Raw genomic sequence first — 14155 nt, 5'->3', positions numbered from 1 at the left:
GGCGTGGTCTCCTTCCAGCGCTCCAACGCTGGAATCAGCCGGGTTCAGCACCCCGGAGACTACGCCAACCCAATTCCAACCAATCCCGCGACGGCACCGAAAAAAGTATCGCGACGCTGACGCCGACGGCGGTCATGAAGCCGACGCCGCCGATCCCGTAACGGATCTCCCAGAGCTGCGCGTCGCGACGGCGGATATCGCGCGGCGTCATCGTGTGGGAATAAAGGACATAGAGCCGATATGCGGCAAAACACATCATGACGATCGTCAGAACGACATAGACCTCGCGCCCGGTCATCAGCCAGGCGCTCACCGGCGCGATCAGTCCCCCGACCAGGCCGGCCGCGAATGAGCCGGGCGTTCCGAAAAGCGTGTCCACGAGGTCGCGATAAATCTCCTCGCGCGCTTCGCAAGCCTCTGTGTCGTTCGCATTTACGTTCGACGCCCGCATGAAACCGTCTTTCGAGTTGAGCGCCGCGGACGAACTCCGAACGGCGGCGCGCAATTATGCCGATTTCGTCTTCTGGCCAGAGAGGCGCCCCTGGGCGGCGACCAATCTCTCCATATGACGCAAATCCGGCTCTCCGATCGAAAACGAGCAATCCACCCACAAGTCGACGACGCGCAAAAGCTCTTCGCGCGTGATCGGAAAACACGAACGACGCAGATCGGCGAGCGCCCGGCGCCGCAGCCAACGCTCCTCGCCGCCGTCGCACATCCAAGAGAGCGTGGTCTCCCGCAGGCCCCCGTCCGGCGCCAGCACGTCGACGACGCCGAGCTCGTGCATTTTTACCGCAGTGTGAGCGGCGCCGGTCGCGATGATCTGCTCGCCCAGCGCCACCCCCAGCCGACGCTTCAAGAAGCTCACGGCCCCCATGCCGGGAAAAGTGTTGAAGGCGACCTCCGGAACGCCGAGCTTGGCGCTCTCCTCGGCGATCAGGAAGTCGGTCGCCATCGCGCCCTCGAATCCGCCTCCGAAGCACTGGCCGCGGACGGCGGAGAGGGTCACGAGCGGCAGTCCGAGCGCGGAGGTCAGCCCATACATCACGTCGATGCAGACATAGGCGTAGGTCCGCAGACTATCCCTGTCGCGCTTGCGGACAGCGGCCGCAAAGGTGGCGAGATCGCCGCCCAGGCTGAAAACCGCCGGCTTGTTCGAGCTCATCACGAAATAGCGGATCGGCCACTGCGCGCCGTAGGGCGAATTGACGAGTTCCTTCAGCGATTCGCGCAGAGCGACTGCTTCCAGAAGCATCTTCAGCGTATAGCAATGTGGAGCAGTTTCTTTATAGCTCATCCAAACGGATCGGCTCTCGACGTCGTAGCCGATGTCGAGAGTCTCGAACTCCCAATCTGGGAACTCGCGCGGATTTCGGCGTTCATGCTCGAAGGCTGCCGTCATGGCCTTTTCCGGGATTGATTTCGCAAGTCGACGTCTATCGCGCCCCGCCGGGAGCTCATCCTTTTCGACCAGCCCGATTTCACTGCCATTATAAGCTATTAATCGAGACGGGTTATCGTAGAGTTACCCCGATCATCGCGAAAGTCCTCGATCTGCTCGCTTTTCGGAGCGCGACGACATCATTCTGCGATATTGCATGGGGCCGCGGCGACGCGCAACCGACAAGGCTCGCGCTCACTTCACCTCGAACCAGGCGGCGAGCCCGGCCGCCTCATGCTCGAGAATATCGTCATGGACCGCCCATTTGCCGGGACTGTCGGCGACGAAGGCGACATGCTTGGTCTTGCCCGGCGGCACGACGACGCCATTGCGCCAATAAGGCTCCCATCCATCGTCGAGGTCATGCAGAAGGCGCACGCAATGGCCGTGCACATGCATGACGACCGGGACCGCGGCGCGATTGACGAAGCCGAGCGTCACCGGGCTCCCGCGCTTCACCTGGAACAAGGGCGGCCCGCCATAGGCCTTGCTCGCCGCGCCATTGATGCGCCAGCCGGACCCCGGCGACGCCGGCGGCTCAATCAGCAGATCGACCTTCTTGGCCGCTTGCAGCTTGATCTCTGTGGGCAGCAGCGGATTTTGCGGCGCCGCTGCTATCGGCGGGCGAGCCGACGCCGCGGCGCCGCGCGTGGTGAAGATCGCGAGATCGCGGTCGGCCTCGTCGACCCCGCGCAAGACGAGCTTGGCGACTGCGTTCTCGGCCCGCGGTAGATCGAACATCAGCTCGAAGCGCGCGCCCGGCGCGGCGGGGATCGTGCGCCGCACCGGCTCGAAAGCGTCGCAGGGCTGGCTGTCCACGGCGACGACGAAAGGCTGAATATTCTCGAAGCCGACGAACATGATTCGCGCATTGGCGAGATTGGCCAAGCGCAGACGGATGCGCGCGCCGGGCGAAAAATCGCGGCGCGCCGGCGCCGGAGCGCCGTCTACGGCGACCAGAGTTCCGATGCGCCCGGCCCCGCCCGCCGCGGCGGCCGCGCCGAAATCGCCCTCGATCACGCCATTTTTGTCGAGCCGCCAATCGTCGAGCGCGAGCAGCAGATCGGCGTCGGATTCGAGCGGCTTCAGCGATGACTTGGGCTCATCGACCACGAGAAGCCCCTTCAGTCCGCGGCCGCAGAGTTCCGGCGTCGCGCCGAAAACCGAGGGGCGGTAGCAAAAGAGCCCGGCGTCGAGCGCCCGCCGGCGATAGTCGAATCGCGCGCCGGGCGCGACCTCGGCCTGTGTCAGCGGCGCGACGCCGTCCATGGCGTTGTCGCCGCGCATCCCCTGCCAATGAATGGAGAGCGGCGCGTCGAGGCGGTTGACGAGGCCGACCGCGAGCTCCTCTCCCTGCGAAAGGCGCAGCACAGGGCCGGGCGTCTTCCCCTCGAAACCCCATATTTCCGTCGCATGGGCGTGGTCCGGCAGCAGGCGCGCCGTTCCCTTGCGCGCCTCCAGCGTCGTGAGCCCGGCCATCTTGGTCCCGGCGACGGGCGGCTCGGCGCGGGCGTCGAGCGAGACGAGGGTCGCGGCGACCGAGCCCAAAAATGCGCGGCGTGAACAATTGAACGGCATGGGGGCTCCGATTCTCGCCGCCGCATATGGCCAGACCGGCGCGCGGCTTTCAACCGAGAGCGGTTAGCATCCATCCGATGACATTTTCTTTAGCGCCGGCGGCGCGTCGTGCTATAGAGCCCCCCGCCCGAGCCGGCGCGTGGCGGCGTTCGCGCGTCGACGCCGACGTTTCGAAGCTGGCGTTCGATTGTCGCCGCGACGTTTCGACGCCGTTTGGCTCGTGGCTTCGGTCCTTTGGCGTTTCGCCCGCGAGCCGGCGGCTCGTCGAGCGTTTGCGCGTCGGGGCGCGGGCGTGGCGGAACTGGTAGACGCGCCGGATTTAGGTTCCGGTGACGCAAGTCGTGGGGGTTCGACTCCCTCCGCCCGCACCATCCGACGCGCGCCGGCGGCAGAGATATTTTCCCGGCGCACGCCGGACTGGTCGAGATTCGAGAAGGCGAAAACGACATGCAGGTGACGCAGACCCTGTCGCAGGGCTTGAAACACGAGTTCAAAGTGGTGCTTCCGGCCGGCGACCTCGCCGCCAAGCTCGAGTCGCAGCTCGTCGAGCTGCGCGGCAAGGCGCAGATCAAGGGCTTCCGCCCCGGCAAGGCGCCGATCTCCTATCTCAAGAAGATCTACGGCAAAGGCATAATGAGTGAGGTCCTGCAGGAGGCCGTCAACGAGGCCAATCGCAAGATCGTCGAGGACAATAGCCTGCGCGTCGCCATGGAGCCGCGTCTCGATTTCCCCACCGATCAGGCCGAAGTCGAGAAGGCGCTCGAGGCCGAGGGCGACTTCTCCTATTCCGTCGCCTTCGAGGTGCTGCCGGCGATCGAGCTCGGCGGCTTCGACGACATCGCCATCGAGCGTCCCATCGCCGAGGTCTCGGAGGAGGAGGTCCAGAAGGCGATTTCCGATCTCGCCGACCGCATCCGCGAATATGAGGATAAGGAAAGCGCCGCCGCCAAGGGCGACCGCGTCACCATAGACTTCACCGGCAAGCTCGACGGCGAGCCCTTCGAGGGCGGCACGGGCGGCGATGTGAATTTGGTGCTCGGCTCGGGCTCCTTCATCCCCGGCTTCGAGGAGCAGCTCGAGGGCGCGGCCAAGGACGAGCAGCGCGTCGTCAAGGTGAAGTTCCCCGAGGATTACGGCGTGCCGACGCTCGCCGGCCGCGACGCCGAGTTCGATGTGACCGTCAAGGCCGTCGCCGGCCCCAAGGAGCTGCCGATCGACGACGCTTTCGCCAGCAAATACGGCTTCGAATCGCTCGCCGAGCTGACCTTCGCCGTGCGCGGCAATCTCGAGGCGGATTACGCCAAGGCCTCGCGCGCCAAGCTGAAGCGCTCGCTGCTCGACGCTCTCGACAAGAAATACAGCTTCGAGCTGCCCGAGGGCCTCGTCGCCCAGGAGTTCGACACGATCTGGAACCAGCTCGAGGCCGAGCGCAAGCGCTCCGGCAAGAGCTTCGAGGACGAGAACACGACGGAAGAGGCGGCGCGCGAGGAATATCGCAAGATCGCCGAGCGCCGCGTGCGTCTCGGCCTGGTGCTGGCCGAGATCGGCCAGGGCGCCGGCGTCACTGTCGAGGACAAGGACGTCACCGATGCGCTGGTCGAGCGCGTGCGCGCCTTCCCCGGCCGCGAGAAGCAGGTGTGGGACTATTACCGCAACAACCCGCAGGCGCTCGCCCAGATTCGCGCCCCCCTCTATGAGGAGCGCGTCGTCGACCATCTGGTCGCCAAGATCAGCATCACCGACAAGACCGTGACCAAGGAAGAGCTGCTGGCCGCCGAAGAAGACGACGATCTGGCCCAGCCCGCCGTCTGATCCGGCCCGCCGACCCGGGGCCCTTAAGGGTGGCCCCGGGGTTTCCGCCCGCCCCTTTTGCGGTTTGTGTCTGGACGGCCTGCCGCAATATGCTACCAACGAGTCAAAAGCTGGCTCGTGGCTTTCGCTCCAAATCGGGAGAAAGACGGCGGGTCGAAGAGGCCGCCGCGAGGCCGGGAGCGCCATGCGCCCGCCGCGCGGGGCCCGGTTCGCAGGCCAGTCAAATCTAAAAAAGGCGCAAACAGATGCGTGATCCGATCGACGTCTACAACCAATATCTGATCCCCCAGGTGATCGAGAACACGAGCCGCGGCGAACGCGGCTTCGATATCTATTCGCGCCTGCTGCGCGAGCGAATCATCTTTTTGACCGGCCAGGTCGAGGACCATATGGCCTCGGTCATCATCGCCCAGCTCCTCTTCCTCGAGGCGGAAAATCCCAAGCGTGAGATTTTTCTCTACATCAACTCGCCGGGCGGCGTGGTGACCTCCGGTCTCGCCATCTACGACACGATGCAATACATCAAGCCCAAGGTGGCGACGCTCTGCATCGGCCAGGCGGCCTCCATGGGCTCGCTGCTGCTCTGCGCCGGCGAGGCCGGCAACCGCATCGCGCTGCCCAACGCCCGCATCATGGTCCATCAGCCTTCGGGCGGTTTCCAGGGCCAGGCCTCGGATATTCTCCGCCATGCGGAGGATATTATGAAGATCAAGCGGCGTCTCAACGAAATCTACGTCAAGCACACCGGCCGGGATTATGACACGATCGAGCAGACGCTCGATCGCGATCACTTCATGTCCGCCGAGGAGGCCAAGGAGTTCGGCATCGTCGACCGGGTGGAGATCAACCATCCCGACGATCCGGCCGAGGCCAAGGCCTGAGCGAGATCAAATCCCGGCGCGCCCGCTTTTCTCGCTGGTCGAGAAAGGCAGGCGCGCCGTTCCGCATGTATCGGGGCGCGCATGTTTCGTAAAATCCTGATCGCCAATCGTGGCGAGATCGCTTGCCGCATCATCAAGACCGCTCGCCGCATGGGCATAAAGACGGTCGCAGTCTATTCCGACGCCGACGCCGACGCGCTTCATGTCGAAATGGCCGACGAGGCCATTCATCTCGGCCCGCCCCCTGCTGCGCAATCCTATCTGCTCATCGACAAGATCGTCGCGGCCTGCAAGGAGACCGGCGCCGAGGCCGTGCATCCGGGCTATGGCTTTCTCTCCGAGCGCGCCGCCTTCGCCACGGCGCTGGCCGAGGCCGGAATCGTCTTCATCGGCCCTAATCCCCGCGCGATCGAGGCGATGGGCGATAAGATCGAGTCGAAGAAATTCGCCTCCGCCGCCAAGGTGAATGTCGTTCCCGGCTATCTCGGCGTCATCCAGGACGGCGAGGAAGCGGTCCGCATCGCCAATGAGATCGGCTATCCGGTGATGCTGAAGGCCTCCGCCGGCGGCGGCGGCAAAGGAATGCGCGTCGCCTTCAAGGCCGAGGAAGTGGTCGAGGGCTTCAACCGCGCCCGTTCCGAAGCCGCCTCCTCCTTCGGCGACGACCGCGTCTTCATCGAGAAATTCATCGTCAATCCGCGCCACATCGAGATTCAGGTGCTGGGCGACAAGCATGGCAATGTGATCCACCTCAATGAACGCGAGTGCTCCATTCAGCGCCGCAATCAGAAGGTGATAGAGGAAGCCCCTTCGCCGCTGCTCGACGAGGAGACCCGCGCCACCATGGGCGCGCAGGCCGTCGCCCTCGCCAAGGCGGTGGACTACGACTCCGCCGGCACGGTGGAATTCGTCGCCGGCCAGGACAAGAGCTTCTACTTCCTCGAGATGAACACCCGCCTGCAGGTGGAGCATCCGGTCACCGAGCTCATCACCGGCGTCGATCTCGTCGAGCAGATGATTCGCGTCGCCGCCGGCGAGCCTCTGTCGCTGCGCCAGGAGAAGGTGACGATCAACGGCTGGGCGGTGGAGAGCCGAATCTACGCCGAGGATCCGACCCGCAACTTCCTGCCCTCAATCGGCCGTCTGGTGAAATATCGCCCGCCGGAGGAGAAGCGCGAGGGCGCGATCACCGTCCGCAACGACACGGGCGTCGCGGAAGGCCGCGAAATTTCCATCCATTACGATCCGATGATCGCCAAGCTCGTCACCCATGGCCCCGACCGCCTCGCGGCGATCGACGCCCAGGGCAATGCGCTGGATCGCTTCGTGATCGACGGCATTCGCCACAACATCCCCTTCCTCGCCTCGCTGATGCAGCATGAGCGCTGGCGCTCGGGCCAGCTTTCCACCGGCTTCATCGCGGAGGAATATGCAGGCGGCTTCGCCGCCCCGCAGCCGGATGGCGAGGTCGCCCATGTACTGGCGACGGTGGCGGCGCTGGTCGATCACATCGGCAATGAACGCAAGCGATTGATCAGCGGCCAGCTCGCCCATGGCCGGCCGCTCGAATTCGAGCGCAAGCGCGTCTGCGCGCTCGGCGAGCAGTTGTTCCATGTGACGTTGGACACGCAGGGCGAGGCGCTGATCGTCCATTTCGAGGAGGAGGACGGCCGCACGCGCCGCATCTCCTCCTCCTGGCGGCCGGGCGATCCCGTCTTCGAGGGAGCTATAGACGGCGCCTCCATCTATGTGCAGGTGCGGCCGATCCTCAACGGCTTCCAGCTCTCGCACCAGGGAGTTGCGGTAGACGCCCGCGTCTTCACCCAGCGCGAGGCCGAGCTCAATGCGCTGATGCCGAAGAAGAAGAGCGCCGGCGTCTCCAAGCATCTGCTCTGCCCCATGCCCGGCCTCGTCAAGACGGTCGATGTCGTCGAGGGCCAGGAGGTGAAGGCCGGCGAGCCGCTCTGCATGGTAGAAGCTATGAAGATGGAGAATGTGCTGCGCGCCGAGCGCGACGTGACGATCAAGAAGATCATCGCCAAGCCGGGCGACAGCCTCGCCGTCGATGCGGTGATCATGGAGTTCGCCGAGTAACGGCCAAGCCAAAGCATTGAAAAGATTCGAGAGCCCGGCGAATGCGCCGGGCTTTTTTCATGGTCGATCAACGCGCCGCTTCTACCCTCGCCTCGATTTCTTTCTTGCGTTCCTTGCAGGCGTTCGAGGTGACCAAATGGCCCGTCAAATTTTCCGCTTCGGCGCCGCTCTCGGCGCCGCCATTGCGCTCTCCGCGTCGATCCATGGCTCGCCCGCGCGGAGCCAGCCCTCCGCCCCGCTGAAGCTGCTGATATTGGGCGATAGTCTCAGCACCAGCCTCGGCGTGCCGGAGGGCTATGGTTTCGGCCCGGCGCTGGCCGCGCGTCTGCGCGCCGACGGCTATCGCAATGTCGAAGTGTTCAATGGTTCCATGGCCGGCGACACCACCGCTGACGCGGCCACGCGCCTCGCCTCGACGCCGCAGCAATATGACGCCGACGTCGTCATCGTCGAACTCGGCGGCAATGATATGCTCACGCAGACCGAGCCGGCCGTCGTCGCACGCAATCTCGATTGGATTCTCGACGGCTATAAGAAGCGCGGAACTCGAATCGTCATCGGCGGGATGCTGTCCAAGCCCGAGCTCGGCTTCGTCTATAATGTGACCTTCGATCAGATCTATCCGAAGCTCGCCGCGCGCTGGGGCGCCTCGCTCTATCCGTTCTTTCTCGCGGGCGTCTTCGGCCATCCGGCGCTGATGCAGGACGACCACATCCATCCCAATGCGGCGGGCGTCGCCCGCATCGTCGCAGGCATAGCGCCGCTAGTGGAGCGCAATCTCGACGCGGCGGCGGGCCGGCGCAGAGTGGCGGAGGCGCGGTGAGCCGCTCGCGCTAATCGCGACCTTCGAACACCCGCGTCACATGCCCCATCTTGCGGCCGGGGCGCGTCTCCTTCTTGCCGTAGAGGTGGAGGCAGGCCCCCTCCTCCGCCAGAAGATCCGGCCATTCGTCGACTTGCTCGCCGATCAGATTGCGCATCTCCACGCGCGCGCCATGGCGGCGCGTCGAACCGAGCGGCCAGCCGGCGACGGCGCGCATATGCTGCTCGAATTGCGAGGTCACGGCGCCGTCCAGCGTCCAATGACCGGAATTATGCACGCGCGGCGCGATCTCATTGACGACGAGAAGCTCGCCGCCCGCTTCCTCGACGACGAACATCTCCACCGCGATCACGCCGACATAATCGGCCGCCTCGGCGATTTTGCGGGCCATTTCGACGGCGGCCGCCGCCGTCTGCGGCGAAATCCGCGCCGGCGCGACGGTCAGCGCGAGGATATGATGCTCATGGACATTCTCGCAGACGTCATAGCCGCGAAAGGCGCCGTCCGCGCCGCGCGCCGCCACCACCGAGACCTCGCGCGCGAAGGGCACGAAGCCCTCGAGGACGCAAGGCGCGCGGCCGAGCTGCTCGAAAGCGGCGGAAAGATCGGCGCCCTCGCGCAGCATGATCTGGCCTTTGCCGTCATAGCCGAAGCGCCGCGTCTTCAATATGGCGGGCAGGCCGAGGCGCGACACGGCGGCGGCCAACATTTCGACGCTCTCGACATTGTCGAAAGGCGCCGTCTCTATGCCTAGGCCGCGGACGAAATTCTTCTCGGTGAGCCGGTCCTGCGTCAGCGCCAGCACGCGCGGATTGGGCCGCACGAGCGAATGCGCCTCGAGAAAAGCCGCCGTCTGCGACGGCACATTCTCGAATTCATAAGTCACGACATCGACGGCCGCGGCGAATTCGGCGAGCGCCGTCTCGTCCTCGAAAGCGGCGATGGTGCGCGCGGCGCAGACCTCGAAGGCCGGATCATCCGCCACGGGCGAATAGACATGGGCGCACAGGCCGAGCCGCGCGCCGGCCTTGGCCAACATGCGGGCGAGCTGGCCGCCGCCCAATATTCCGATGGTGCAGCCGGGGCGCAGACTGGTCATTTGGTTCCCGCATCGTCGCTCGGCGTCTCGGCGACATGCTCGGTCTGGCGGCGACGCCAATCCTTCAGCCGCGCGTCGAGATCGGCGTCGCCGCGCGCGAGAATGGCGGCGGCGAGCAGAGCGGCGTTGATCGCGCCGGCCTTGCCGATGGCCAGAGTGCCCACGGGCACGCCCCCCGGCATTTGCACGATGGAGAGCAGCGAATCCATGCCGGAGAGCGCGGCGCTCTCGATCGGCACGCCGAGCACGGGAAGCGTCGTATGCGCCGCCGTCATGCCGGGCAGATGCGCTGCGCCGCCGGCCCCGGCGACGATGACCTCGAACCCCTCCGCCTCGGCGCCTTTGGCGAAGGCGCTGAGCCGGTCCGGCGTGCGGTGGGCGGATATGATGCGCGCTTCATAGCCGACGCCGAGCGCATCGAGCGTTTCGGCGCCATGCCGCATGGTAGCCCAATCGGATTGGGACCCCATGATGATCGCGACAGGCTTCTTGGACTGCGCCACGGCTCTTCCGGCGGGCTCGAGTGCATGAAGCACAGCCCCTTAGCCGAACCGGCGGCGCGGCGCAAGCGCATGTGCGCCGGGCGCCATGGCTTCGAGCGGCGTCTCGGGCGCGACGCATTCGACGCTACCGTTGCAGTAGACTCGCTCCTCGCCTCGAGGTAGCAAGACGAGCTTTATCGGAGTTTTTCAGTTCGGGAGCAAAATATGTCCGAGCCGTTTATCGGAATGATCGTCGCATTCGCCGGAAACTTCGCGCCGAGAGGATGGGCGCTCTGCCAAGGGCAGCTTCTCAGCATTGCGCAGCACACCGCGCTTTTCTCCATACTCGGCACCACCTATGGCGGCAATGGTCAGACCAACTTCGCGCTGCCCGATTTGCGCGGCCGCGCCATAGTCGGCCAGGGCCAAGGTCCCGGGCTGGGCTTCTATGCGCTCGGCGAGATCGCCGGCGTCGAAAGCACGACGCTGACGACCAGCCAGATGCCCGCGCATACGCATCTGGTCAGCGCGCAAGCGACCGCCGCGAGCACGCCCAGCCCCGCGGGCGCCGTCCCCGCCGAGCTGGGAGCCGGAAAGAACGCCACCAACCTCTACGGCCCGCCGACCCCGGCGACAGCCGTGGCCATGGCGCCGTCGATGATCTCACAGACCGGCGGCAATCAGCCCGTCTCCGTGCTGAGCCCCTTCACGGTGATCAATTATATCATCGCTCTGGAAGGCGTTTTCCCGTCTCCCAACTGAGGGACGGCGCGCGCGCCAATGGACGAGAGCGACCCCACTGCGGAAATGCGCCTCGGCCGCCGAAACGAGACGCCCGCGGATGCGGCGTTTCGTTTCGAGCTCTTCTGTCGGTCGCGTCCGCCGGGCGAGGAGTTCGGGGCTCTCGACCCGTCGCTTCGGGACATGCTGCTGCGCCAGCAATTCCTGGCGCAGATCGCCGGCTATCACGCGCAGTTTCCACAGGCTCGCCATGAGATATTGGAAATAGGCGAAGAGTCGGTCGGCCGCCTCGTCGTCGAGCGCGGCGGAGAGGCTCTGCATATCGTCGATCTGGCGATCATGCCGCAATGGCGCAGCCGCGGAATCGGCGCGCGCCTGCTTCGAGAGCTCGCCGACGAGGCGCGCATGGCGCATATGCCGGCTCGCTTCCGCTCCTTCCTGCTCAATGAGGATGGAAACCGGCTCTTTCAGCGCCTCGGCTTCATCCCGGTCGCCCGCACGGAGCTGCAGATCGTGTGGGAATCGCGCAGCGGCGACGAGCCGCTCTCTCCCCCAAAGGCCGCGCGCCCGCGCGTCCGTGAGACGAGCGCGCGGGACGAGAGGGAGCGCGCTCAGGCCGCGCGCGAATCCAGAGCCTCGGAACGCACCGCATAGAGCCGAGGCCGCGCCGGAGCGTTCGTTTCCGCCGGAGCTTTCCATCCACGCTGCGCCGAGGCGTCGAAGGAGATGGTGAGCGCGACATGGGCGCCGGCGAGCGTATCGAAGAGCGACGACGGCAACCCCGTTTCCTCGCCGATGGTCCAGCGCCGGTCCGCCGCATCGCTCGCTTCCACGGGATGGAGGCAGGGAGCCAGACGCGCATCGTCGAGAGCGATCGGAAAGGCGCTGCGTCCGTCCGAAACGGAGAGGCCGAGGATCGACAGGCCGAGCGGCCGAGCGTCACGATCGAAGCGAATATCCGCGGGCGTGAAGCTCGCGCATCGCAGGCGAATGTCCTGCGCGGCCTTGGGAAACAGAAACACCGCCGAATCGCCGGCCAACAGCGGCAGATATTCGACGCCATCGGCGACGAGCCGCAGATCGGCGTCGAAGTCGCGGGCGTAGCCGAGCTGCTCGGCGCGCCGCTCGAGCTGCAAACGCATCGCCGCGACGACGACATTCGACGCAAAAGGCCGGCAGAAATCCGACGCCGCGAGGCGTTCGACGCGCACCGCGCCGAAGCTCTCCGAAAATGAGCCGCGCTCGCCGGTCGCGCTGTAGCTTTCGGCCGGCATTCCATTGGCGATCAGAATGTCATGGCTCTCGAGCTCGATATGCCAATAATCGACGACGTCGGTCGGAACGCGGGCGATCGTCGCGCCATTGACCAGCTCATCGGCATAGACCAGCACCTCGCCGAGAAAATCGACGCAGAGGGCGTGGGCGGGCGAGACATAGAGATCGCGCTCGGGGCGGTTCTCCGCAAAGGCGCCCGCCGCGATGCGCACCGGCCAGGCGTCGCGCGGGCGCGCGCGCGGAGCGCAATCGACGATCCGGTGACCGATCCAGGCGATCGGACGCTCCTCGCCCTCCGCCGTCAGCACGACGTCGCCGGCGCGCAGCGTCTCTATGGCGACATCGCCGCGCGGCGTGCGGATCAGCGTCCCGGCGGCGAAGCAGGTGATGGTGATCGAGACGCTCTGCGCGGCGTTGAAGTTGCCCCCGGTTCTGGTGTCCTGAAAATAGCTGCTGCGGCCGGCGTCGTAATAGAAATCGACGTTCGGGCCCGAGTAGCCGCTGACGGCTTGATTGCCGTTCGCTGTCGGATTGTCGGTGACGAAATTGATCCCGTTGAAATTGACATAAGCGCCGCTCGGCCCGTTTCCCGCGGGCCAGAAATGATTGTCGGAGCCTTCCGCCAAGCCGGCCGCGCTGGCCGGATCGACGACGCCGATGATATTGTAGGTCGTGCTGCCGACCTTATAGGTCCCGGTCGCATTGGTGACGGTATATGATCCATCCGCGTTGAGCGTGTCGCTGTACGTCAGATTGAGCGTCACATCGACTCTCGTGTTCGGCGGCACGCCGTCGGACGCTGGCGGAATAGTGTAGGAAATCGTCGCCGTTCCCATGAATAGCCTCCGAATTCATCAATCTATGAGGCGGCGCCTCATTCCTATTTCCATGAAACGAGTAATTAATAAATAGCCGGCGCGGCAGTGTCAATAATCCGCCACATGAGCTTCTCGTGGAGCGCCGCGCCTCTACATGCGTTGAGAGCCGTTGCAGAAACCTCGATCCCGATGATTTGCTCGAGCACGACGATCGCCGTTCGGCTGCGGCGGGCGAATTCACGCCGGCCCCGAATGGCGAAGCGCGTCCTCCTCCGCTATCATCGCGACATATTGCGTGCTGTTTCGGAGGCGAAATGGATATCAAGGGAATGCAGGAGGCGCTCGCGGCTCTGAAGAGCCTGATCGCGACTTTGGGCCTCGTTCTGGCGATCGGCTTCGCCATCGTCAACGCCAATGCGATCGGCGACGGACTCGCGGCTCTCGCCGATCGCTTCGGCGGGCTGCGCGGAGCCGAGATCGCCGGCGTCAAACTGGATTTCGGCGAGGCGACGATCGAGCAGCGCGTGCCGCCCACGCTGTTCGAGCGGCTCGACGCCAAGGACCGCCGGCGCGTCGCCCGCGATTTGAACGCGCTCGAGCCGCGCATGGCGCTGCGGCTGCTGCAGGTCGGCCTGCTGGCCAATCTCTGCGAGTTCGAGAGGCCGACGACCTCTATGATCGACGATTTCAGCACCGATCATCATCTGCAGGATCGCGGCCTCGCCTCTCTCGTCGACAATCCGCAGATCAAGGCGAGAGTGATCGCCGAGCTGGCGAAGGCGGGCAGGAAACCCGACATAGGCGAGCCGCGCGCCTGCTACGACATCACGCTGACCGATCATGGCTGGGACGTGCGGACCGCGCTGGTGCATGTGGTGAGCGCAGGCTTCGGCTCCGCGCCGATGTTCCGCGAGCCGGCGCCCGATCAGGAGGTCGCCCAGGAGCAGCGCGCCATCTCCAAAAAGCGCTGACCAAAATCCTCCGACACGCCCGAGTTTAAGAAAACGCCTTACAGACTGTGCGGAAACTCTCGTTGAACGGATTCCATCGGCGCATGCGTTGCCTTAGAATCGCGTCATGGCGCACATATCCGGAACCGACCGTTCGCAAA

13 protein-coding genes and 1 tRNA gene are annotated in these 14155 nt (G+C 65.2%); 8 read left to right on the top strand and 6 right to left on the bottom strand.

The genetic code is table 11. The annotated features are described in order from the left end of the window. Positions 1-34: 34 nt before the first annotated feature. The 3 genes from C5689_RS17755 to C5689_RS17745 all read right to left on the bottom strand — a co-directional run bounded on the left by C5689_RS17755 (position 35) and on the right by C5689_RS17745 (position 3019). The gene (locus C5689_RS17755) at positions 35-505 is read right to left on the bottom strand and encodes a hypothetical protein (protein WP_193487728.1); all 471 of its coding nucleotides are present in this window, start codon (positions 503-505) and stop codon (positions 35-37) included. Further along, positions 506-1402 carry a crotonase/enoyl-CoA hydratase family protein gene (locus C5689_RS17750; RefSeq protein WP_108918569.1) on the bottom strand — a complete coding sequence of 299 codons (897 nt, stop codon included), beginning with the start codon at positions 1400-1402 and terminating at the stop codon, positions 506-508. 234 nt (positions 1403-1636) lie between these two features. Next, positions 1637-3019, bottom strand: a complete 1383-nt coding sequence (locus tag C5689_RS17745; RefSeq protein ID WP_108918568.1) for a multicopper oxidase family protein — start codon at positions 3017-3019, stop codon at positions 1637-1639. Positions 3020-3305: 286 nt separating this feature from the next. Between C5689_RS17745 and C5689_RS17740 the strand changes: the two genes are divergently transcribed. The 5 genes from C5689_RS17740 to C5689_RS17720 all read left to right on the top strand — a co-directional run bounded on the left by C5689_RS17740 (position 3306) and on the right by C5689_RS17720 (position 8629). Then, positions 3306-3390, top strand: a tRNA-Leu gene (locus C5689_RS17740). Between the two features lie 76 nt (positions 3391-3466). After that, on the top strand, positions 3467-4831 hold the full coding sequence (tig, locus tag C5689_RS17735; protein ID WP_108918567.1) for a trigger factor: 1365 nt from the start codon (positions 3467-3469) through the stop codon (positions 4829-4831). A 245-nt stretch (positions 4832-5076) separates the two neighbouring features. Then, positions 5077-5712 carry an ATP-dependent Clp protease proteolytic subunit gene (locus C5689_RS17730; protein WP_108918566.1) on the top strand — a complete coding sequence of 212 codons (636 nt, stop codon included), beginning with the start codon at positions 5077-5079 and terminating at the stop codon, positions 5710-5712. Between the two features lie 81 nt (positions 5713-5793). Then, positions 5794-7806: an acetyl-CoA carboxylase biotin carboxylase subunit gene (locus C5689_RS17725; RefSeq protein ID WP_108918565.1), complete on the top strand. Its 2013-nt coding sequence runs from the start codon at positions 5794-5796 to the stop codon at positions 7804-7806. Between the two features lie 136 nt (positions 7807-7942). Continuing rightward, the gene (locus tag C5689_RS17720) at positions 7943-8629 is read left to right on the top strand and encodes an arylesterase (protein WP_108918564.1); all 687 of its coding nucleotides are present in this window, start codon (positions 7943-7945) and stop codon (positions 8627-8629) included. A gap of 10 nt (positions 8630-8639) precedes the next feature. Here the strand turns inward: C5689_RS17720 and C5689_RS17715 are convergent, their stop codons facing one another. Together C5689_RS17715 and purE are read right to left on the bottom strand one after the other, a co-directional pair. Further along, positions 8640-9728: a 5-(carboxyamino)imidazole ribonucleotide synthase gene (locus C5689_RS17715; RefSeq protein WP_108918563.1), complete on the bottom strand. Its 1089-nt coding sequence runs from the start codon at positions 9726-9728 to the stop codon at positions 8640-8642. Next, positions 9725-10198 (bottom strand): 5-(carboxyamino)imidazole ribonucleotide mutase, encoded by a 474-nt coding sequence (gene purE, locus C5689_RS17710; protein ID WP_108918570.1) that lies wholly within the window; start codon positions 10196-10198, stop codon positions 9725-9727. The genes C5689_RS17715 and purE overlap by 4 nt, the downstream gene beginning before the upstream one ends. 237 nt (positions 10199-10435) lie before the next feature. On the opposite strand from purE, the gene C5689_RS17705 reads away from it, so the two are divergent. Both C5689_RS17705 and C5689_RS17700 read left to right on the top strand, forming a co-directional pair. Beyond that, positions 10436-10972 carry a phage tail protein gene (locus tag C5689_RS17705; protein ID WP_108918562.1) on the top strand — a complete coding sequence of 179 codons (537 nt, stop codon included), beginning with the start codon at positions 10436-10438 and terminating at the stop codon, positions 10970-10972. 18 nt (positions 10973-10990) lie between these two features. Next, positions 10991-11605 (top strand): GNAT family N-acetyltransferase, encoded by a 615-nt coding sequence (locus C5689_RS17700; protein WP_108918561.1) that lies wholly within the window; start codon positions 10991-10993, stop codon positions 11603-11605. Here C5689_RS17700 and C5689_RS17695 read toward each other — a convergent pair. After that, positions 11563-13062: a Hint domain-containing protein gene (locus C5689_RS17695; protein WP_108918560.1), complete on the bottom strand. Its 1500-nt coding sequence runs from the start codon at positions 13060-13062 to the stop codon at positions 11563-11565. The two genes, C5689_RS17700 and C5689_RS17695, sit on opposite strands and share 43 nt — an antisense overlap. Before the next feature lie 296 nt (positions 13063-13358). On the opposite strand from C5689_RS17695, the gene C5689_RS17690 reads away from it, so the two are divergent. Further along, the gene (locus tag C5689_RS17690; RefSeq protein ID WP_108918559.1) at positions 13359-14015 is read left to right on the top strand and encodes a hypothetical protein; all 657 of its coding nucleotides are present in this window, start codon (positions 13359-13361) and stop codon (positions 14013-14015) included. The last annotated feature ends 140 nt before the right edge of the window (positions 14016-14155 follow it).

Origin of the sequence: Methylosinus sporium, assembly GCF_003113265.1 — a bacterium.
Lineage (GTDB): Bacteria > Pseudomonadota > Alphaproteobacteria > Rhizobiales > Beijerinckiaceae > Methylosinus > Methylosinus sporium.
Note: the sequence above shows the minus strand (reverse complement) of the source record. Positions and strands in the feature narration are given on the sequence as shown.

What these genes read in the sequence shown, in the direction of transcription:
- C5689_RS17750 (WP_108918569.1), bottom strand. Translation starts at nt 1,402, where the DNA reads ATGACGGCAGCCTTCGAGCATGAACGCCGAAATCCGCGCGAGTTCCCA.
- C5689_RS17745 (WP_108918568.1), bottom strand. Translation starts at nt 3,019, where the DNA reads ATGCCGTTCAATTGTTCACGCCGCGCATTTTTGGGCTCGGTCGCCGCG.
- tig (WP_108918567.1), top strand. Translation starts at nt 3,467, where the DNA reads ATGCAGGTGACGCAGACCCTGTCGCAGGGCTTGAAACACGAGTTCAAA.
- C5689_RS17730 (WP_108918566.1), top strand. Translation starts at nt 5,077, where the DNA reads ATGCGTGATCCGATCGACGTCTACAACCAATATCTGATCCCCCAGGTG.
- C5689_RS17725 (WP_108918565.1), top strand. Translation starts at nt 5,794, where the DNA reads ATGTTTCGTAAAATCCTGATCGCCAATCGTGGCGAGATCGCTTGCCGC.
- C5689_RS17720 (WP_108918564.1), top strand. Translation starts at nt 7,943, where the DNA reads ATGGCCCGTCAAATTTTCCGCTTCGGCGCCGCTCTCGGCGCCGCCATT.
- C5689_RS17715 (WP_108918563.1), bottom strand. Translation starts at nt 9,728, where the DNA reads ATGACCAGTCTGCGCCCCGGCTGCACCATCGGAATATTGGGCGGCGGC.
- purE (WP_108918570.1), bottom strand. Translation starts at nt 10,198, where the DNA reads ATGGGGTCCCAATCCGATTGGGCTACCATGCGGCATGGCGCCGAAACG.
- C5689_RS17705 (WP_108918562.1), top strand. Translation starts at nt 10,436, where the DNA reads ATGTCCGAGCCGTTTATCGGAATGATCGTCGCATTCGCCGGAAACTTC.
- C5689_RS17700 (WP_108918561.1), top strand. Translation starts at nt 10,991, where the DNA reads ATGGACGAGAGCGACCCCACTGCGGAAATGCGCCTCGGCCGCCGAAAC.
- C5689_RS17695 (WP_108918560.1), bottom strand. Translation starts at nt 13,062, where the DNA reads ATGGGAACGGCGACGATTTCCTACACTATTCCGCCAGCGTCCGACGGC.
- C5689_RS17690 (WP_108918559.1), top strand. Translation starts at nt 13,359, where the DNA reads ATGGATATCAAGGGAATGCAGGAGGCGCTCGCGGCTCTGAAGAGCCTG.